Source organism: Lysinibacillus sp. 54212 (assembly GCF_036662795.1).
Lineage (GTDB): Bacteria > Bacillota > Bacilli > Bacillales_A > Planococcaceae > Lysinibacillus_B.
The window spans coordinates 22,325-44,103 of sequence record NZ_JBAFWZ010000027.1 but is presented as its reverse complement, the minus strand read 5'-3'; the positions used below and the strand labels follow the sequence as shown (position 1 = coordinate 44,103).

Below are 21,779 nucleotides of genomic sequence, written 5' to 3'. Positions count from 1 at the left end.
CATGATATATACGCTTCTAGACTTATCTAGAAAAGGGTTTAAAATCCCGCTAGCTTCGTACCAAAAATCTTCTAATATATTCGAATTTAGACTTATCCAGAAATCCGCTCACTCCGTATCACAAATTCTCACACCTTACCTATTAAAAACGTCCAACGCGCGCTTGGCAGTTGCGGCTGCTTCTTCTTTGATGCCGCCGACGATTGCTGTGAGTTCAGCTTGGCTGGAGGCTAGATTTGATAAGATGCTGACAGCTTTTTCGAATAGCTGTGATCCGTTCCAGTTGTCCGTTTCGACGTGACCGATAATTGGTTGCTTTGCGATGTTGGCAAAGGCATCGATTTTCGGGTCGTATGAAATGGCGACAAACGGTGTGTGATAGGTTGCTGCAAAAATGAGTGAGTGCAGGCGCATGCCGATCAGTAGCTTTGATTGACCGATTACAGCGATTTTTTCTTCCAGCGCCATGTTGCCCGGTGAAACTAGTATCGAGCCAGAAGCACTGTTCACACTGTTCGCACCCGTACCGTCGCCAGAAGCACTGTTCGCACTGTTCGCATCCGTACCGTCACCAGCAGCACCTCCGCCAGTAGTCGCCATGAGCGAGGCGATTTCGTACGATGTTTTTTCATCGTGTTCGCCGTGCATGGGTACTAGGATGATGTTTTCGCCGTGTTGTACGAGTAATTGTAGACTGTCTGCGATTTTTTTCTTGAAGTCGACAGTGCTAGGCCAATCGCGCACACTAACGGCGATATAGGATTTATGATTCGCTTTCCCCTCGTTAAGGTTTGCATCCTCAGCGCCCACGCCAGCCCCAGCTCCTTCAAGCATTTCAGTTGCCTCACGAGGTTCAACGGGCCCCCCAGCTCCATCGCCAGCCCCATCGCCAGCCCCAGAGCCAGCCCCAGCTCCCTCAAGCATCTCATCCGCCTCACGAGGTTCACTCAGCTCACCAGCCCCAGTCTCCACAAGCCCGCCAGTAGCCCCTTCAACAGCCGTAAGCCCCTGTCGTTCAAGCCATTCACTCGAAAATCCGCTATGATCGAGGCCGATTACTGGGTCGGGCACAACCGTAATCCCGTTCGTCACGCCGATGTGCTCGAGTAGCTCACGCGAATCCTCGTCGCGCACGGTAATTTGGGCTACGGCCTTGTTGAACGTATTTTTGACGATCCACTTATTGAGTGGGTGATTGATTGGACCCATGCCTTGTGAGTATACAAATACCGGCTTTTTATGCCATTTGGCGATCCGTATTATGCCTGCATAATACGGGATCGATTTCATGCCGGTGCTGTCCTGCATGAGGCTGCCGCCGCCACTAATTAAGCCGTCAGCTTCTTTAATGGCGTCGCTTACCTCCTTCATTTTCCAGCGATTCACTGCCTCCACGTTATACGTTTTCGCTGTGGAGGCGGGGTTGTTCGATAGCACGGTGATGGCTACGTCGGGTTGCCATTTGCGGAGTGCTGAAATAATCGAAAGTAGAATCGCCTCGTCACCGACATTATCAAAGCCATAATAGCCTGATAGTACGATGCGCATTATAACCACCTCACTTTAGCTTTTTTCCAAAGCGCCATGCCAACTTTAAACACGGCAATAAATACTAAACCGATGATAAAGCCAAGAACGACACTATACGCTGTACGTAATAGGGAAACGTCGACTGGAATGTGTAAATGTGTAAATGTGTTCACGATCGATAAGAAGCCGATGACACCAACAACGAGTAGCACGCTGCCCCATCTACGGCAGATGCCCATCACATAAAGGGCTAGCACAAAGAATGGGAAGCCGATTAAGAATTCCTTCGTTCGAGGGCGTACATATAGCGTTTCCTCTAGCCATTGTCTAAAGGCTAGCTCGAATGAACTAACAGAGCCGGAATTTCCGGTACGGCTAATATAGAATAAACCAAATGCCGCTACAACCACCAACAGGACAATATGCCAATATTTCACGTCTTTATTTAACAGCGTGACGGATTTTGTTAGGGATTTCTTTAACCCAACCTTCGAAAGGTCGTTCATCTCCAGTAGGGCGAAAATAAAGAGTCCGAAAATCGGAATAATATAGACAAGCTTCACGCCACGGAACATTTCGAAGCCTGTAATAAAGCCGTTACCATTTAACAGTCCAATAATAATCGTAATACCAACCAAGCTAATTCCTACTGCCTTCACGTATTGCATGGCGATATCGCGAATGCGTGTAGAGCCATGTGCCGCCTTCACGACTGCATAAATGGGTGTCAGCACTGAAATAATGAGTGCAAATGCCTGTAGGAATAGCACGCGATCTAGCGCAAAGTAAGCGAGTGAGAGTGCTGCCATAAACAGGGCTGCTGCAATGCGAAGTGGCTGCCATTTTACAAGCTCAAATACCGCATACACAAAAATAACTCCAGCTAACAGAATAAGCGCCGTTACCCAAGAAGGAACCGTTACATCATCGAATACTTGCGCGGAACCGGCCTTATAATGGGCTGGCATTCTCTCCTGCACAAGCGTTAAATAGCTCGTTGCCTCTTTAATATTTTCTTCCGTATCACCCGTTGTTTTTAGATGATAGAAAATGGAGCGAATATTTCGTTCCTTTACCGCTCGAATCGTACGGTCGATACTTGTTTCGAGCGTTAAGTTTGTCTCGCGGTTTTTATTAATGCTCAGAAGACGAACAGTTTCATAATTTGCTTGCTTGGCGTTCTCATATTCGCCCTTCATTCGGTTGCCTTCGATTGTATAGAAGAAGTAACCAGCATCTCGTAGCGATTCGATCCACACGCCCCGAGCCTCTTGTCCGAAGCCGAAAGCCTCCTCGCCAGAGCCAAGCAAGCCAACAGCCTCTTCACCCTTTAGCTCGAGTAACTGCTTATAGATTCGATTATTAACTTCCTCGAGCTCGGCATTTTCAACTCGTAGGACATGCTGTAAACCGTGCTCCTCAAGTGTTTCAATGGCTTGTGTATCGTAGCCAATAGGTGTTTCTAAATCAAATAGCTTGTCTCCATTCGATAAAAAGTAAAACGGCTCGCCTGCAATCGAGACTTCCTCTAAGCCGACTTGCTCTGTAAAGAGGGCAGGTAAAAGTGAATCCTCTTGTTCTACAATCGACATATAGTAGCCACTTTTATTTGGGTCGATCTCGTCTTTATTCGAAGTAAAGCGCAGTAAATCTGCAATTTCGTGTTCCTCGTAAATTGTGATGAGGTTACGCTCCTCTAAATTTTCAAACGTTAACGGCTCAACGCTTACCTTACGAAGGCCACTATCCTGTAACGTTGAAAGCAGCTCATCTACAGTTTGCTCACTGCTCCTTGCTACTTCCCAAATTTCCTCATAAGGGATAATCATTTCATATTCATCGTTTGCTTTTTCTGCCTGCCATCGATTAATCAGTCCTGGGGAAGAGACCACAAGCAGCAAAATGATGATGCCCCATAGCCATTTTTGCTTAAACATAAAATTAAATTTCCTCTCTAGTCTTTTACCGATAATCGGGAGACTTTGTAAATCCTCTTTACTAATCGCTTTAGATAACAGAAGTAGGGTAAAGTAAATCGCACCACCAACAGCCATGCTAAGTACGACATAGCCCATAGAGGCAATTCGCGACCACTCTGTCACACCCAAATAAAGTGTTGGTACACCGATAACAGCGCCCATTACTAGGGCAGACAAGATCATTTTTACTGTGTCCGCCCCAACAATCGTGTAGGAAATTCTGCGATAAATAAAAACAGAATTCACGATAAATAATACAGCATACACGAGTAGGGTCGAGTAGGCTGCCCCGTCTAGACCAAACTGTTCAATCAATAGAATATTTGCCACAATCTTCAGCCCTACACCACAGACAATAATGTAAGCCCCGATGCGCGCGGCGTTTAATCCTTGTAGTACCCCTGTCCCTAAAATCGTCAGGGAGGTAAAGACGGCACTAAGATTAATCACTGCCAGCATTAAGCTTCCGTCAGTGTTCGTAAATAGCGCAATATTTACAGGAATCGTTAGGGAGAATAAGCCAATAGCGGCCGGCCAGGATACGAGATGTGTCATCCGGTGTGTACGTTCGATAATGTGACGAGTTTCATCAAATTTTCGTTCCGCTAATTTCGCCGTAATAAGTGGCACGAGCGGTAATATAATCGAAGAGGCAAAAATTGTCACAATTTGTACAAGTGTTAGCCCGCGACTATAAATACCAAATAGCCCCGTAATCTCATCCTTTGTAACACCGGCGTTACGTAGCCCGTATGTAACTGTGAACGAATCGACAAAGTTAAATAGTGCCATCGTAACCGAGCCAATCGCAATCGGAAGAGAGATTTTTAAAATCGTTCGGCTCCATGTTGAAAAATCATGCCACGTATATTTTTCACGGGAAGTGATTTTCCGGTCAAAGCGTTGATACTTTAATCGTAGGTAAACAAGGGAAGCGAGCGCCCCGACAACGGAGCCGACCATTACCCCCCCTGCAACGAGCTCGTCGGAATAATCAAGCTTCACAAGTACAAAGGCAGCAGCTAGGATTAGGACAACACGAACAAGCTGCTCAATTACCTGTGATACAGCAGTTGGCCCCATATTGCTATAGCCCTGGAAAAATCCGCGGTACACTGCCATATATGGTGCCACAAGCAGCGTGCCAGCTACGACAATCAGAGCAATACGCGTCGAAGGACCACCTAAAGCCTCCGAAATCGGTACGGAAAAGCCTACTAGTATCGAAAAGCTTAAAACACCAAAGGCGATAGCTAAAAAGCTTGCTGTTCGGTAAATATGCGTCACCTTATGAGGCTCATTATTCGCATTCGCCTCGGCGATCAGCTTTGAAATTGCAATCGGAATGCCGGCAACCGATAAATACAGCGCCACCATATAAACAGGGTACACGAGTGCAAAAATCCCAAGCACCGCATCACCCGCAATATTTTGCAGCGGAATACGGAAAATACTACCGAGCACCTTTGAAAGCAGGGTAGCAACCGTTAAGATTAATGTACTTTTGACAAAAGTGGATGAGCTCATTTTTTGATTCCTTGTCCTTTCGCCTTAAGGGCAAATACCTTTAGGGCAAAGCGGGGAAGGGCGAGCATACGCTTCCAACGACTTGGCTGCTTTAGTAGGCGATATAGCCACTCTAAATTGAGCTTTTGCCAAAAGACGGGTGCTCGTTTCACCGTACCAGCGATCACGTCGAATGAACCGCCAACACCGATAAACACCCCGTGTGAGAAGCGATCGATATGCTCGCTAATCCACTTCTCCTGTCGTGGCACCCCTAGGGCAACAAACACAAGATCCGGCTGCAGCGATTGAATTTCATCGGGAATGTCACTGCTATTCCAGTCGAAGAAGCCATCGTGATAGCCGACAACCTCTACATTCGGATACGTTTTGCCGATATTTTCAACGGTTTTATCAAGTGTTTCCTTTTGCGCCCCTAATAGGTAGATTTTGAAGCGCTTTTCGTTGCCCGCCTCGAGCAGGGCAATCATTGTATCATAGCCCGTCACACGGCCTGGTAGCTCATCACCTAGTATTTTCGCAGCCTTTACTACGCCAATACCGTCTGCACAAACGTATGTGGCCTGCTTAATGTACGCCATGAGCTCTGGATTTTCATTGGCCCCCATGACGATTTCAGGATTCGCCGTGATGACAAACGTTTTTTCCTTTCCTTCGATACGATTTATTAATAAGGAAGAGAATCCTTGCTGATCCGTATGTAAAAAGGGGACGCCCATTACTGTTACATGTCTCATAAATGCTATTCAAACCTTTCTGTTTATACCAATTTACTGCAACCTATCATACCATAAAAGTGAAAAATACAGTGAAAAATCCGTTGTTTTGAGAGGGGGAGGGCGGGGCGAAACCTTTTGTAAAATAATTCGTCTTGGGCTGTTCTATGAGTGCCATTCTAGCCACGATTGTGGACGGGTCGGGGTTCGTTTGAGGGTGCTCGTTTTCTAGCACACTGTTTAAATTTGGCTACAAAATTTTGACACGAAAGTTTTTTACCCCCACCTTAGCCCATTTGGCAGGATTGATATACTACTTATTTTACAATATGTGTCATTTTCCGAGTGAGAATGTTGATACGGCTGCTTTTGTCGAGGTTTTGGCACATATTTATTAATATGTAGTATATGAAAAGTGACAAATCGCGAAAATCGAGATATTTTTTGAGGGGTTTATTTTTGAGGGTCGAGAAAATAAACAGCATATTTGATCTTGTAGTCGCTGTATAGAGTATCGCCCCAGAACTTCTTGATCCATGTCGTAGCCGTTGTTCTCCGCTTCGGCGGACGCTTTCCACGGGCGAGGTCGAGCCTCCTCGTCGTAAACTCCTGCGGGGTCTCGACTATCTCGCTTTTCCCGTAGGAAGCTTTGCTCTGTAGCGAAAGGCGAATGCCGACAGCTACACTCGCCGCCTTCGCTTCGAACAACTAGTACTTCCTTCTAAATAAAATAAGATTATGGCCCCCGAAGGAAGCTCTGCCGCTTCACTTCCGGTGCACAAAACATTGCTCTGTAGCGAATGCTTCAATCCGAAAATGTTCTTTTCTAATAAATTCATTTATAAAAACGATTCAATAAACAAAAAAATAGCATGCTAGAGTTGTTCTAGCATGCTATTTCTTCTTATTGAATCGCCTGAATGGATCAACCGATTATTTTTCTTCCTGCAAGTATAGGCTTTCCTCGAGCTCTTCTAGTAGTTGCTGAGCTTCGTGGTCGCCTGGCTCGATTAGGTTAGAGAATGTCGCTGTGTTTAATGCTTTGACAGGTGGTGGTGTTACGCCTTCAATTTGAAGGTATAAGCCAGACACCCAGCCCTGCATGCCGTTCACTTCAATCTTAAACCACTTACCATTTTCACCGAGGATTGTTACTTCAGTCTCGTTCGGCAGCGTTCCTAGAAGTGGCGCCGACGTACTTGGGTATGAGCGAACATTTAATGGAATGTTATATTCTACAGCTACTTTCGCCTTCTTACCTTTTAACGTATCGTCCACGGCATAACGGTCAACGATATCTGGCATCGCAATCGGTGCTGGTTGATTCTTATACACTGGCACATCAAATACCGATAACGTTGTTTTATCAGCCTGTATCTTTACATAAATTTCATGGATTATTTTCGCCTGAATGACTGCCCATTGTACATGTGTAGCATACTGTGGGTACGTTGGGTTGGCAGGATTCCATTTCATTTTATAAAGTGTATCCTGTCCATATTTATTGCCAATATATTTCTCTTTCACAAATTGTGCGCCACCCACAATGGCACTATCTACTGTAACCCAGCCTTCATTATACGCGCGTTCAGATCCAAATTTATTAGCATCTGCATCCACTGCGCCGATGCCATACATATTGTATGTCACCTTAATATCCTTTAACGCTTCACGATTTTCTGTCGTGACCATTGTCGCTTTGCCGTTTTCATCTAAGCCAACTTCAATACCCTTTGCTAAGGGGCTCTTACCGTTGCCTGTTTCATGAAGGGCGTGTGACATTAAGTACACAGCATTAATTTCGAATTCATTGCCTGCTCGAATAAAGGAATCGGCCTTTCCAACTAATACACCCTTATCCCCGAGCACCTTGTCATTAATTGTCTTCGCATTTAAATTTTTCACAGCCTTCGATAGCTTTAAAAACTGATAAAATTCAGGGCTATCTTGTTTAAATTGCTGTGGGTTTAAATAGTAATTCACCATCGGAGCGCTTGCAATAAATACAGCACTACCATCTAGCTTCGGTGTATGATTCGCTTGCTTCACTAAAGTCGTATTATAATCCGCTTCAAATTGCGTTTTAATAATTTGCTTCGCTTCCACAATCGGACCCGCTGTTTCTGGGTCAAAATGCAGCACACGGTAAAGAACAGCGGCGGCCTCTGCTCGAGTGGCATTAGCCAGCGGAGCAAACTTATTGTTCGGCTGACCTGCCATAATGCCAACAGACAACACATAATTCACATCATCAGTCGCCCATTTTGCAATTGAATCGCTGTCTGTAAACACAAACGTCATATCTTTTCCTTCAATATTTAAATACTCTAGCGTACGCTTTAGCATCGAGGCCATTTCCTGGCGCGAGATGTTGTTATTCGGGTTAAAGTAGCCTTTTTCATCCCCTTTCACAAGCCCGCTATGTACAGCCCTCGCTACACTGCCGTAATACCAGTGAGTTGACTTCACATCAGGGAAAGAAATGTCCGCGGGTGTTTCTAGCCCAAGTGATCGATCTAAAAACGCCGTAAACTCAGCTCGTGTCACCTGTCCATCGGGCTTATACTTACCGCCCTCATAGCCATGCATAATGCCTTCTTCGATTAAATAGTTCATTTGGTTATATGCCCAGTGTCCATCAATATCACTTTTTGCAAAAGCGAGCCCCATCGTGAATATGTTCATCGCTAGCAGCATAATAAAGATGGTGGATAATTTTCGAATCATAGTCCAACCTCCTTAAAATTTCCTCTCTATTAATTTAACAAAAATTCACATGAAAAAATAGGATAGAAATTTAGAAGAGTTTTTTAACAGACAGCCTTCACCTTACAGAACCTCATAATATTTTCCATAAATTAAATTTTACGAATTTTTGATAAAAATCAAACAAAATAACACGAAAATGATATTAAAGTAGATTTAATACTAAAGTTCTATTACTAATATCCCATAAATAATTACTTATTTATGGATAATATGTTGAAAATAATTACAAGAAGGTAATATAAATGAAAAATAAGAATAGTATAAGAAAGTCGGAGTTTGTTAAATATGAAGAAAAACCATGCGAAAATTCCGTTTTTTTAAGAGTTAAAACTCATATGTAAAGAAATTGTAATGGAAAACTTGCTTGAAATTTACATTACTAGGTGTTATATTGGGTTGGTAAGTAAATAAACCTAATAGAATGGCATTCATTTACTTGTTTAGTAGTAATGCTTTTTTATACGTTATTTACTAATTTGTTTGTATTATTTGAAGCTATGGAAATATTTTAAAGTTAATGGTATATTATTCTTGAAGACTATAGCTTTAAAAATATTATTAAAGAACTGCTAGGAGGAAATTAATAATGGCAAAAAACAAAGGTCGTAAATTCTTTGCTGCATCTGCAACAGCTGCTTTAGTAGCATCAGCAATCGTACCTGTAGCATCAGCTGCATATGGTGACGAAGCTAAAATCGCTTCATGGGCAAAAGAATCAGTAGATTACGTTACTGAAGCTGGTTTCATGCAAGGTAACGACGGCAACTTCAACCCAACTGGCACTTTCACGCGTGCAGAGGCTGCAACAATCGCAACGAAAGTATTAGGTTTAGATACTTCTAAAACAGAATATGATAAATCTTTCACTGACGTAAAAGAGGGGCAATGGTTCTTCGAGGAAGTTAGCGCAGCTGCAGAAGCGGGTATCGTTAATGGTACAGGCGATGGTAAATTCAATCCAAACGGTAAATTATCACGTCAGGACGCTGCAATCATCCTTGCTAAAATCTATGACTTAGACGTAGATGCTGCTGATGTATCTGTACTTGATCAGTTCTCTGATAAAGGCTCTATTGCTGGTTATGCAACTAAGCACTTAGCTGCATTAGTAGAAGCTGATATTATCAAAGGCGCTAACGGAAAAATTAATCCAACAGGTGATATTACTCGTCAAGAATTAGCTGTAATGCTTGCTAAATCAGACGTTACATTTGGTGAAGCTCCAATAGAAGAAGTTACTATCGACTCAGTATCAGCGATAAATGCAAAAACTATCGAAGTTAAATTCAACACAGCTGTTGAAGATACAACTAAAGCAAAAGTTGAATTATTACGTGGTAGCTTCAAACAAAACGTAACTTTAACTTGGTCTGAAGATAAAACATCAGTTCAATTAGCAGGTGCTTCAAACTTCCAGGCAGCTGATTACACTGTAAATGTTTCGGGTCTATCAGAAGAAGTATTAACAGCTAATGTTAAAATCGAAGCTCAAAAAGTAACTTCAATTGAAATTTTAGACGAAGTAGCTGTAGTTGATACTGCTGCGAACTCAACTGGCGTATTTGCAGCAGGTACTAAAGCAACTGTTAGTTATGTAGTAAAAGACCAATATGGTACAGATATCACAAAAACTACTAGCTTAACAACAAATGATTCTTCCAATACAACTATTAAAGCTGTTCAAGCTTCAGGTGTAGTTGAATTATCTGGTGCTGTTGTAGAAGGTAAAAAAGCAGGAGATATCGTTCCTGTTGTTTTAGTGGATACAGCTACAGGTGTTTCAGTATCAAAAACTGTAAAACTATCTACAGTTGCTACAGTTTCTTCAATTGCAGTAGCAGGTATTTATAATGCAAAAGGTGAAGAAGTATCTTTAAATGATAAATCTAAAGCAACTGATGCATTTATCGTTTTAGATCTTAAAGATCAGTACGGAAAAGAGATTACTGATCCTTTAAAAGCAACTGGATTAGTTATCACAAATACAAATCCAACTAATCTTACAATCCAAAATACTGTTTCTTCACAAAAAATTGGTGACAAAAATAAACTAGTTATTAAAATCACTGATATTTTAAAACCTGGTAATACAGATATCCTATTAATTTCAACAACTAATGGGCAATCGGCTAAATATACTGTACAAGTTTCTGAAACATCTACAACAGATGGAATTTCTGTATCTCAACCAGAAATTGCTGTAGCTAATGAACCTACACTAATTCCATTAACTGTAACTGATAAACAAGGCAATTTAGTTACTGATAAAAAATTATTAGCAGACGCTAATAAAGGTATCAAGGTTGGTGGTATCACTGTAGCTGAGTCAGCTCTTGAAGTAAAAGATGGGCAAGTTTACTACAAAACTACATTTGGTAGTGCAGGTACTCAGGCTTTAGTATTCCAATCAGCAAGCTTTAAAGTAGCTACTGTTACTATCAACGTAAAAGCAGAAGCTGTAGCAACTGTAGTTCGTGGATTTAAAAATCCATTAGTACTTTCAACTCACAAAGCTCCTGTAGCAATTACTGCAGTTGATCATTTAGTAATTGAAGACCAATATGGTCGTGAAATGAAAGGTTCTACAGCTCCTGTAACAGTTTCTTTAGTGGGTACTTCTGATGTAGTAGACGTAGCTGGAAATACTGTTACTGCAAAGAAAAATGGTACAGCAACTTTAAAAATCGTTCTTGATACTCAAAATGGAACAATTGATTCTGCTGTAGAAGTTCAAGTTCAAGTAACAGATGGTACAGAGTACACAGGTTATGAAATTCAAGAAATTGGTAAAATCGAAGGTGGAGTTGCTAAAGCATTCACAGTTAACGGTATACTTAACAATGGTAAAGTAGCGCTTGAAGCTAGTGAATATACAGCAACTATTTCTGGTGGTAAAATTACTACTTCAGATTTAACAACTATTTTCGCTAATCCAGGTGAATTAATTATTGCTGATACATTATTAAATACAGATACAAATACACCAGCAAATCCTGTAGATACTGAATTCACATTAAAAGTAACAATTAATGCGACAGGTCAAGTTTTAGAGCAAAAATTTGTTGTATCTCCGGATGCTCCAAAAACTCAAGAATTCTTCTTTACAGCAGCAGCAGCAGCTTCTGATTATAAAGATGCTAAAGCAATTACTGAAGCTACTTTAGTTTCAGGTGGAACAGTAGCAAACTTAAAATCTACTGGTGAAACACCAGCAGCAGTAACTATTGCAACTGTAGATCAGTATGGCAATAAAGAAGTTAAAGCAATTGCTGCAGATACAGTAACAATCGTTCCTGACAAAGTTGCTGATGTAACAATTACAGGTAATGGTACAGCTGGAGCTATAGTTACATTAAAATCTGGCGTTGAAACAGCTACTGTTACTTTAAAAGTAAAAGTTGGTAACGCTACTCAAGAAATTAAAGTGAAAGTAGTTGAGGATCCAACTCCAGCACCAACTACAGTAACAGTAGAAAGTGGCTCAGTAGCGGGTGCAACAGCAGACGATAAGAAAATTACAGGTCTTACAGATGGTAATAAGTATGTTGTAACTGTAGGTACTAAGTTCTATGGAGTACTTGCAAATGGTACATTAAGTGCTGAACAATCTACAAAGCCAGATGCTCAAGCTCTTGCAGTTGCATTATCAGGTACTACTGAAATTACAGGTTTAACTAATGGTACAACTTATAAAGTTGAAGAAGTGACTCCTTAATAAAACTAAACGAAACGTTACTCTATAAACTAGTAGACTAGTGAAATGAGTGGAATTAGGCCTTGTGACTTTATAACTTCATAGTTAATAAATCACAAGGCTTTTTCTAACTGTTAGGTTGGAATCATCAGGGTAGATCTGATGCATGGGCAACAGTTCCAATTGCTCGTGAGCCTAATCCTCCTGCGTCCAGTGCGTGATTCTATCCTCACAAAGGGGCGAAGTCAGGTGAAGTCGTACTTAGGTGAAATTCCTAAGGCGGGGCTCTTTAAAAAATGGCTATGGCTAGGATGACGAATCCATGTAGGCTGTATGTGACAATTATTTATGTGAAAAAGCGATGCTAGGAGTTCATAAATAATCGCATTTAGTGCAATCTAAATGACGGTATCCGCACAATTAGGAACTGTTAAACGGATAATGTGCATATAGAATAGTGGGAGCCTAAGGTCATTAAAAGAAGGGACCAACTTAACGGAACGTTTGAAGTCTATTTAGAAGAGGCAGATAGAGCCAGTGATGCTAAATAGATGGCTGCGGGTTTGTAGTAGTGTCGATCGCTAGCCGTTTGGACTTGCATGGTAACATGTGAGAAGGGGAAAACTAGCAGGAGCGAAGAAACCCAGTCAGTGAATCAATTTAAAACTTATTTCCCAAATAAGTATAAAAAAAATCAATAACGATCACAGTCATGTGAAATGATTACAAGAAATTGTAATCATTTTCTCATGGCTGTTTTTTTGATTCAATATTATTTGTCGGTGTATTCATACATTTTCTCGAAAAAAAAGGCAAACTCACTCTTTTTTTAACTTAATTTTAACCTTCGAGTAGTATAGTTGAGGTGGGAAATATGTTTTAATAGAATGTTTCATTGACGGATCGCCGTGTGCGGTGAAAGCCGCCTGCATGGTGAAGGCTCGTTATAAGGCGCAAGTGTGCGTATAAGGCGAGAATAGCTTATTATTGCCTGCAACAAATATTCAAGGAAGTACAGTTGATTGGAACACTGATTATTCAGGGGGAGTAAGAAATACAATTACTTGGACGGATAGTCTATCGAATGGTGCATTAGTTTATAAAGTTATGCGAAATACTACAAATTCTGTAGTTGGCGCAACTACTGTAGCTCAAAATATATCAGCAGGTACACAACTCTATGTAGATACTACTGTTAGTGGAAGTACACAATATTATTATTTCATAGAAGCAAGTAATGGGATTCAAACAGTTGTTTCGCAGAGTTATTCTATTGTCTCAGCATTTGATTCTGCTACTAAAGCTAGCTTAACTTTACAATATAAAAACAGTAATTTTGAAAATATTGTATTTAATCCTGTAACAAATTCATTTGAAAATATTTAAATCAAGAAAAGTAGTTTGTGATTAAACAGGCAACTTTTTAGGGGGAAGATAATGGACGTAATAGAACTTACTAATGAAAACTATCTACTCTTTACATCATTTTTAAACCCTAATCATTTCAAGGATTTTGAATTAATGGATCCAAGCTTTTGGGGAATAGGGCTAATTGAAGATACAGTTTCAAAAGGGATTCTTCTTGCAAATGTAGATGTAAAGAATAAATCAGCTAAAGTTACGCATTTTGTTGTACGTGATGAAAAGAACTCCGAAAAGTATTTATTACAGCTCTATTTAGAAGGACAGAGCTACTTCGACAAAATTAGCGTTGATTTAGTAGAGATAACGATGACTATGAATAGTGCTGCTGATGAATTTCTTAAAGTACTAGTTGATGAGGATTGGGACGAACAAAAGCAAATTATTGATAAATATGTGATGGACTTTAAAAGAATACAGCAAGATGAATGGATAGAAAAACTGCTAGTACCGCCAAATTTATCAGTAGTACCTTGGAATCGAAAGGTCAATGAAATTTTTACAGAAGCAATCACTATCAAGGATAAGTTTGATGCTCACGTCTACCCTTTTGTTCAAAATTTAGGAGTGATAGATGAGGAATATAGCTTTGCTTTATTTTATGATGGAGATTTAGTAGGTTGGTGTATTGCAGAAAGAGTTGCGCAAAACATGATTATTCTACCTCATGCTTATGTAAAACAGTTACCTGTTACTCGAAGGGCAGGAGGCGGATTATTAGTATTCGCACCTGTTGTTCAAAAAACTATAGCTGAAAATATGTATGTCATATTTTTTACAAATGTTGATAATGCCCCAATGCAAAACATCATTAATAGACGTTTTAAAGAATGTATTATACAAAAGGAATTAATGGCTCGTTTTGTTAAAAAATAATTACAAATAATTCTGGAGAACGTCCATTTGGGCGTTCTTTTCTTTTGCACAACAGTTTCATTTTGTTGAGTAACCGCAGTATAAGCTAGCGTTATTTTTATTGGATAAATTTCAGTATTTAACTTAACTTTAACCTTCCTATGTTAAATTCATGAATGGGATATAAGTTTTGAAGTATCGCTGACGGCACGCCGTAAGCGATGAAAGTCGCCTGTGCGGTGTAGGCTCGTTATAAAACCGAGACAGAGAGAGGGTATAAGACGAGAATAGCGTACCCAATGTAAATATTAGTGCGCCTTTTACAGATGGGGCACATCAAGGGACATTTGGCCTTAGCACAAATGTTAATTTAACAATTGCTTTACCAGGATCAAATGGGACAACAGCGATATATAGCAATCCTAGAAGTAGCGATGTTTCCATTGCCACGGCGACAATTACAGGACCAAATCCATCAGGCCATGTCTTTTTAAATATCAATAAGGTTACTGCTGGAAATGTGGACATCACTTTTGATTACACGGGTAGTAATGGCTTGACAGGAACGATGACTTGGCGCTATACATTCCAATAAGTTTTCGCAAAGGGGCAAGGCTCGAAAGCATGATTGGAAGTTGAGATAACCTAAGTGAAGTGAGTCTGTCGGAGAACAATCTCTGACAGGCTTTTTCTTATGTGAGGTGGAATGTTTACTTGTAACTATTCGATCCGTGTAGCTTGTTATTGTTTTTACTACATCCTTTAGTATTACTCCAAACTGCTTTCTCAACTAAGTACGATATGCTATAATATATGGAAATTCTACGAAGATTTATAACCAAGTGTTTGGAGATGTTTTCATGGCTGAAAGAGGTAGACCTAAAGGAGCTAGCGGTGAGGAAAGTCGAGCGTTATTACTTGATAAGGCCGCCGAAGAATTTGCGCAAAATGGATATCATGAGACAAAAGTAAGCTCGATTGTAAAAAAGGCATCATTAAGTCAGCCTTCCTTCTACCTGTATTTCAAAAATAAAGAAGCTATTTTTGAGGAGTTAGAGGATATATTTCGTTTAAGAATAGTAGACTTTGCCAAAAAAAGTCGCTTACAGCCGGATCTCGAGTTCTCGACCGCGAAAGAAAGAATTACTTATGGTTTAAAGAGTTTACTTGAGTTTCTGTCTAAGAATCCAAACTTAACAAAAATCGGCTTTTATATTTCATCAAGAGCGGATGAAGTAAAAATCCAATTTATTGCACAAATAAAAGAGAATCTCGATTTTGAGGTGGATGCTGGCTATTTTCGTCAGGATTTAGATACTCAAATTGTTGCAGAGTGCCTAATTGGAATGATCGAGCGATTAACTTTTTCCCAATTACTTTCCCAACAAAAGGAACCAAAAGAAATAGCAGATGCTATCGTGAACTTATTATTATACGGTATGATTGAATAGGAGCTATAAAAAAAAGAAAATGCGGTTTTTCTTTTTTAAAGGTTGGATATTACTTATAAGTAATATATAATAATTTTAGGGAAATAAGTAAGAATAGAGATAGATTCGCTGGCGGATCGCCGTGTGCGGTGAAAGCCGCCTGCTCGGTGAAGGCTCGTTATAAAACTGAAGAGATAGAGAAGGTATAAAACGAGAATAGCTTACCAATTTATGCACCAATTACAGGTATAGGAACTGCTTCGACTGTTTTACAGTTAGGGGAAACGACTACAAGAACAGCAGCAACCACAGAACCCGGAATTAAAACTTGGTCATCAAGTCATACAGGGGTTGCCACTATAGATGCTCTAACGGGAGAAATTACAGCAATTGCTGCTGGAACTACCACAATTTCTTATCAAAGTACAAATGGAGGGGCAAATTCAGTCAACATAACTGTATATGGAAATGCAAAAAATACAATTCCAAACTACGGTACAGTTAAGCCATACCAATCCGTACTACCTACTGGATTAGATCCACAAGCTACAAATAGAAGGTTTAATATTATTGATAAAACAGTAGGTGGAGTTTTTAATTTATTAACAGGAGAATTGAATGCAAATAATGCAGGATATATTATTATTAGCTATGTTGGCATGGATATTAATGGTGTAGTTATTGAAAAAGGGAATGTAACTGTCACTATAAACTAAGAGTTTGGATGCGCAAGTTCATTCGGATAATCCCCTTTTTTGATTCCGAATTGACGAATGCAAAAATAACATTCTTAATTATGCCCCCATACCTTAAACAAGCAGTGATTTATGCGAAGGGAGTTGTCAGGGCGGCAAAAGATTCAATAAGAACGTATACGTTGTAATGTTTTTTTGTAGATACAGAGTTATCGTATTTTAGTTTTGATTTTTGAAAAGTTTTTTGAGAGTTGCATCTCGAATAGCAAGTTTTTAATAATGGGGAAATAAGTATAAAAATCTATCACTGACGGCACGCCGTATGCGATGAAAGTCGCCTGTGCGGTGTAGGCTCGTTATAAAACCTAGAGATAGAGAAGGTATAAGACGAGAATAGCAATCAAGCACCACGAATAATACAAAATCTACCATCATCTGTTTATTTTGGTTGGGAAAATAATATGTACATGGTAATAACAGACTGGTTTATTGATGATGATGGAGACAGATTATTCTATACAATCGAATCTAGTAATCCAGGAGTTGTTGAAGTAGAAATAGCTCCGTATCTTCATTTGAATGGAGATATTGGTACTCAAGTGTTGGTTAATAGATATACAGCAGGTAGTGTCACTATTACGTTGAGTGCAAATGATGGTAAAGACGGTATATCTATCTTCCGATTTACTATAACTGATTAATAATTTTTATCAACAGTTTCATTTTGTGAGTAACAGCAGTATAAGCAAGCGTTATTTTTATTGTATAAATTTCAAAATTTAACTTAACTTTAACCTTTGCATGTTAAATTCGTGAATGGGAAATAAGTTTTGAAGTATCGCTGACGGCACGCCGTATGCGATGAAAGTCGCCTGTGCGGTGTAGGCTCGTTATAAAACCTAGAGATAGAGAAGGTATAAGACGAGAATAGCAATAGCTCGATCCTTCCTTTAACGATTGGGCAAACCTTTCATAGTAATAAAATTATAAAGCGGTATAGTCCAATTGAGTTTACGTTTGTGGATAATCCAGATTGGAGAGCGAAGATTACGAGTATCTTGAATACAGCATCTCTTGGAGGAAGTAACGAAGAAATTATTGGTTTTGTAGATATATCTTCGGGGAAAATAAGTGGTAAAGCAGGGAAATCTTATGCAGCTTTGGGATTCTGGACATGGACGATTAAAGCAACAGGATATCCAGATACAATTGTTACTGTTGAAGTACGACCTTAATAAAAGAATTTTTTATAAGAGCTTTCTAATTGGGAGGCTCTCTTTTTTGTAATAGTTTCATTTTGTTGAGTAAGTGCTGCAGAGGTTATTGTTGTATTATGCAGAGTTTAACTTAAATAAAAACATTGGTTTTATATTTTATTTGCAGAGGTAAGTTTTATAATAAATTGCTGCCCGACGTAGGGTGAGGTGAAAGGCACTTACATGATAAGGTTCCGACTAGAATCGTCTTTTAATCGAATGTGTATAAAACGAGTATTGCATACCTAACTTAAAAATAAGTGCGCCTTTTACAGAAGGGCGACATCAAAGAAGATTTGGCTTTAGCGCAGATGCTAATTTAAAAATTGCTTTATCAGGCTCAAATGGATCAACAGCGATGTATACTAATTCGAGAAGTAGCAATATAGCAATTACAAGTCCGAATCCATCAAGTAATGTCTATTAGCATATCAATAAGGTTACTGCTAGAACTATATTACTTTTGATTACACTGGAAATACTGGCTTGATATGAAGCATGATTTGGAGCTAACATTTTAATAAGTTTTCAAAAGGTACAAGTGTCAAATAATTGATGAGATGGAAGTTGATCTAAATGAGATTAGTCTGACAGAGAACAATCTCTGGCATGCTTTTACTTAAGTGAGTCTGAATGTCCACTTGTCACTATCCGATTTCGCTAACCTATATTTATTTGAAACTACGTCTTATAAGATAATCCAAAGCACTTTTTCTACTAAATACGATATGCTATAATTAATGGAAATTCTAAGAAAATTTATAATCTAGTATTTGGAGTTGTTTATCATGGCTGATAGAGGTAGACCTAAAGGGGCTAGCGGTGAGGAAAGTCGAGCGTTATTACTTGAAAAGGCAGCAGAGGAATTTGCTCAAAGTGGATATCATGAGACAAAAGTAAGTTCGATTGTTAAGAAGGCATCATTAAGTCAACCTTCCTTCTATCTGTATTTCAAAAATAAAGAAGCCATTTTTGAGGAATTAGAGGATATTTTTCGTTTAAGAATAGTAGAATTTGCAAAAAAAAGTCGCTTACAGCCGGATCTTGAGTTCTCTACTGCGAAAGAAAGAATTACATACGGCTTAAAGAGTTTACTTGAATTCCTATCTAAAAATCCAAATCTAACAAGAATTGGCTTTTATATTTCAACAAGAGCAGATGAGGTGAAAATCCAACTTATATCACAAATAAAAGAGAATCTCGATTTTGAGGTGAATGCTGGTTATTTTCGTAAGGGTTTAGATACGCAAATAGTAGCAGAGTGCCTAATAGGTATGATTGAACGATTAACTTTTTCCAAATTACTTACGGAACAGAAAGAACCTAAAGAAATAGCAGACGCTATCGTGGACTTATTATTATATGGTATGCTTGAATAGAAACTACTATTTTAAAAAAGAAAACAAGATTTTTTCTTTTTTAAAGGTTGGATATTACTTTATAGTAATATATAATGGTTTTAGGGAAATAAGTAAGAATATAGATAGATTCGCTGGCGGATCGCTGTGTGCGGTGAAAGCCGCCTGCTCGGTGAAGGCTCGTTATAAAACTGAGAGATAGAGAAGGTATAAGACGAGAATAGCAATTTAAAAGTAGCGCCAACCATTAGTAGTATCGTAAATTCTGATAATATCATATTCAGTTTTACCGATGATGCGAACTGGCGTAGCAAGATTGAAGGTATCTATACAAAAGGTACTAAGATTCATCCATCACGATATAATACTACGCTAGCTGGAAGGGTGATGTTAGATACAACAGGTGTTATTCTCACACCGGGAGCACATCAGTTTTTAATAAAAGCAGTTGGTTATGAGGATGTAACTGTAACAGTAACAGTTGCTGCACCACTAACACCACCAACAATTACAGGACAATCAGTTAGTGCTACAGGGATTAAATTAGACTTTATAGATAACCCCGACTGGCGAAGTAAAATAACGGGCGTCTATCAAAATGGTAATTCCGTTTCGATTCATGCTTCACGTATTAAAAGGAATGTAGCTGGTGAAGTGACATTAGACTTTACAGGTGCAGCCCTTTCACCGGGTACACATCAGTTTGTCATAAAAGCAAACGGGTACGAGGATGTTACATTAACTGTGACTGTAGCTGCTCCATTAGCACCGCCAACCATAACAGTGCAGTCAATTAGTGCCTTCGCAGTCACTTTCAACTTCACGGATAATGCTGACTGGCGAAGTAAAATAACAGGCGTCTATCAAAATGGTAATTCCGTTTCGATTCATTCATCAAGAATTAAAAGGAATGTAGCCGGTCAAGTGACATTAGACTTTACAGGTGCAGCCCTTGCACCAGGAACACATCGGTTTGTCATTAAAGCAGACGGGTACGAGGATGTTACAGTAACAATAAATGTGGCTGCTCCATTAGCGCCGCCAACCATAACTGGACAAATTCTGAACCCGACAACAGTGATATTCAATTTTTCCGATAATGCGGATTGGCGAAGTAAAATAACAGGCGTCTATCAAAATGGGAATTCTGCATCGATTCATCCATCTCGAATTAATAAAAATGCAGCCGGTCAAGTAACACTAGATTTGACAGGAATTACTCTTGCACCGGGAACACATAAATTCTTGATTAAAGCGGATGGTTACCAGGATGTAATGGTAGAAATAAATTAAGAAAATTCAATTGAATATTACTTCCGGATAATATAATGAATTTTTAGGGAAATAAGTACAATTAAAGATAGATTCACTGACGGATCGCCGTGTGCGGTGAAAGCCGCCTGCTCGGTGAAGGCTCGTTATAAAGCCGAGATAGAGATAAGGTATAAGACGAGAATAGCAATGGCTTGAAAGTAGCACCAGTTATACATGCAGCTTCCCCCGTTTCATATGATAGTCCTGTGGAGTTTACATTTACAGATGATCCAGATTGGAGAAATGCCATTACTAGCATCACTTCTACTATCAACTTAAATTCTACAGTAAAAAATTATATTTCTAATTTTCAAAAAACAGTTGGGAAAATGGTATATATGAATGGTTCATACTTAGTGTACGGGACACATGTATGGACGATTAAAGCATCAGGCTACGAAGATGTTACTGTAACAGTTGTTGTAAAATGAATAACTATGAAGAGAAAGTCCGTTAAGGCGTCCTTTCCTTTTACACATCAGTTTTATTTTATTGAGTAACCGCAGTATAAGCTAGCGTTATTTTATTGAAGAAATTTCAGTATTTAACTTAACTTTAACCTTCGCATGTTAACTTTATGAAAGGGAAATAAGTTTTGAAGTATCGCTGATGGCACGCCGTATGCGATGAAAGTCGCCTGTGCGGTGTAGGCTCGTTATAAAACTTAGAAATAGAGATATGGTATAAGGCGAGAATAGCAATGGGCCGATTCCAATAGTTATTGGTTCAAGTAGCAATGGCATTGTTGCGAAATGGACTTATGTTAAATTCACGTTCGTAGATGATCCGCAATGGAGAGCATCTATCACTAGTGCTATAGTAGTAGCGGGAAGTTCGGGACAGTCTGCTGATTGGACGGCATATCTTGTTCGAAATGTCGCAGGGGAAATCTCTATTCCTAATGTGGGATATTATCCTGGTGGGAGAGTTTACGAGTGGACAATAAAAGCAACAGGATATCCAGATACTACCGTAACAGTAGTCGTGCAGTAAGGAATAACTTTTTGAAGAGCGTCCATTCGGGCGTTCTTTTCTTTTTGAGCAACAGTTTGATTTTGTTGAGCAACTATTAACTTTTGAAAACAAAAATGTACAAGCAATGCATTGTATCAAGAAATGCTATTTTATAGGTAGAAGTGAGGGTGATGGATGTATCAATGGTAGTTCAAATAACATAAAGTTCAGTTTTTTTGTCTTATTATGATAACTGGATTTATCGTAAAAAATACGTATG

General features: G+C 39.4%; 15 protein-coding genes and 3 pseudogenes. 10 read left to right on the top strand and 8 right to left on the bottom strand.

All coding sequences use genetic code 11. From position 1 onward, the window contains the following. Positions 1-135 precede the first annotated feature (135 nt). The 7 genes and pseudogenes from V4T18_RS18375 to V4T18_RS15495 form a co-directional block, all read right to left on the bottom strand. Positions 136-834 (bottom strand): polysaccharide pyruvyl transferase family protein, encoded by a 699-nt coding sequence (locus tag V4T18_RS18375; protein WP_442916953.1) that lies wholly within the window; start codon positions 832-834, stop codon positions 136-138. Positions 835-996: 162 nt separating this feature from the next. Further along, positions 997-1,548 (bottom strand): annotated as a pseudogene (locus tag V4T18_RS18370) (polysaccharide pyruvyl transferase family protein); the annotation flags it as partial. Continuing rightward, positions 1,548-3,356: pseudogene (locus V4T18_RS15515) on the bottom strand (DUF5693 family protein); the annotation flags it as partial. The pseudogenes V4T18_RS18370 and V4T18_RS15515, both read right to left, overlap by 1 nt. 132 nt (positions 3,357-3,488) lie before the next feature. Beyond that, positions 3,489-5,036, bottom strand: a pseudogene (locus V4T18_RS15510) (putative polysaccharide biosynthesis protein); the annotation flags it as partial. Continuing rightward, positions 5,033-5,773, bottom strand: coding sequence for a WecB/TagA/CpsF family glycosyltransferase (locus tag V4T18_RS15505; protein WP_332650902.1), 741 nt, complete (start codon positions 5,771-5,773; stop codon positions 5,033-5,035). The gene V4T18_RS15505 and the pseudogene V4T18_RS15510, both read right to left, overlap by 4 nt. A 432-nt stretch (positions 5,774-6,205) precedes the next feature. Beyond that, positions 6,206-6,460, bottom strand: coding sequence for a hypothetical protein (locus V4T18_RS15500; RefSeq protein ID WP_332650901.1), 255 nt, complete (start codon positions 6,458-6,460; stop codon positions 6,206-6,208). Positions 6,461-6,685: 225 nt separating this feature from the next. Then, positions 6,686-8,479 carry an S-layer homology domain-containing protein gene (locus V4T18_RS15495; protein WP_332650900.1) on the bottom strand — a complete coding sequence of 598 codons (1,794 nt, stop codon included), beginning with the start codon at positions 8,477-8,479 and terminating at the stop codon, positions 6,686-6,688. Positions 8,480-9,107: 628 nt separating this feature from the next. Here V4T18_RS15495 and V4T18_RS15490 point away from each other — a divergent pair. From V4T18_RS15490 to V4T18_RS15480, 3 genes are all read left to right on the top strand, one after another. Beyond that, complete coding sequence (locus V4T18_RS15490) at positions 9,108-12,236, top strand: S-layer homology domain-containing protein (RefSeq protein ID WP_332650899.1); 3,129 nt, start codon at positions 9,108-9,110, stop codon at positions 12,234-12,236. 966 nt (positions 12,237-13,202) lie between these two features. Further along, positions 13,203-13,601 carry a hypothetical protein gene (locus V4T18_RS15485; RefSeq protein ID WP_332650897.1) on the top strand — a complete coding sequence of 133 codons (399 nt, stop codon included), beginning with the start codon at positions 13,203-13,205 and terminating at the stop codon, positions 13,599-13,601. A gap of 51 nt (positions 13,602-13,652) precedes the next feature. Then, positions 13,653-14,513 carry a hypothetical protein gene (locus V4T18_RS15480; protein ID WP_332650895.1) on the top strand — a complete coding sequence of 287 codons (861 nt, stop codon included), beginning with the start codon at positions 13,653-13,655 and terminating at the stop codon, positions 14,511-14,513. A gap of 315 nt (positions 14,514-14,828) precedes the next feature. Here V4T18_RS15480 and V4T18_RS15475 read toward each other — a convergent pair whose 3' ends face one another. Next, complete coding sequence (locus V4T18_RS15475; protein WP_332650893.1) at positions 14,829-15,020, bottom strand: hypothetical protein; 192 nt, start codon at positions 15,018-15,020, stop codon at positions 14,829-14,831. A 332-nt stretch (positions 15,021-15,352) separates the two neighbouring features. Between V4T18_RS15475 and V4T18_RS15470 the strand changes: the two genes are divergently transcribed. The 7 genes from V4T18_RS15470 to V4T18_RS18360 all read left to right on the top strand — a co-directional run bounded on the left by V4T18_RS15470 (position 15,353) and on the right by V4T18_RS18360 (position 21,538). Then, positions 15,353-15,943, top strand: coding sequence for a TetR/AcrR family transcriptional regulator (locus V4T18_RS15470; protein ID WP_332650891.1), 591 nt, complete (start codon positions 15,353-15,355; stop codon positions 15,941-15,943). A gap of 1,141 nt (positions 15,944-17,084) precedes the next feature. Further along, on the top strand, positions 17,085-17,318 hold the full coding sequence (locus V4T18_RS15465) for a hypothetical protein (RefSeq protein WP_332650889.1): 234 nt from the start codon (positions 17,085-17,087) through the stop codon (positions 17,316-17,318). Positions 17,319-17,558: 240 nt separating this feature from the next. Beyond that, a complete protein-coding gene (locus tag V4T18_RS18365; RefSeq protein ID WP_442916952.1) occupies positions 17,559-17,852 on the top strand; it encodes a hemoblobin-interacting domain-containing protein in 294 nt (97 codons plus the stop codon). Positions 17,853-18,661: 809 nt separating this feature from the next. Next, positions 18,662-19,252 (top strand): TetR/AcrR family transcriptional regulator, encoded by a 591-nt coding sequence (locus tag V4T18_RS15455; RefSeq protein WP_332650887.1) that lies wholly within the window; start codon positions 18,662-18,664, stop codon positions 19,250-19,252. A gap of 225 nt (positions 19,253-19,477) precedes the next feature. Continuing rightward, positions 19,478-20,524, top strand: a complete 1,047-nt coding sequence (locus V4T18_RS15450; RefSeq protein WP_332650906.1) for a hemoblobin-interacting domain-containing protein — start codon at positions 19,478-19,480, stop codon at positions 20,522-20,524. 173 nt (positions 20,525-20,697) lie between these two features. Beyond that, complete coding sequence (locus tag V4T18_RS15445) at positions 20,698-20,976, top strand: hemoblobin-interacting domain-containing protein (RefSeq protein WP_332650886.1); 279 nt, start codon at positions 20,698-20,700, stop codon at positions 20,974-20,976. 277 nt (positions 20,977-21,253) lie between these two features. Then, the gene (locus tag V4T18_RS18360; RefSeq protein ID WP_442916951.1) at positions 21,254-21,538 is read left to right on the top strand and encodes a hemoblobin-interacting domain-containing protein; all 285 of its coding nucleotides are present in this window, start codon (positions 21,254-21,256) and stop codon (positions 21,536-21,538) included. Positions 21,539-21,779: the final 241 nt, after the last annotated feature.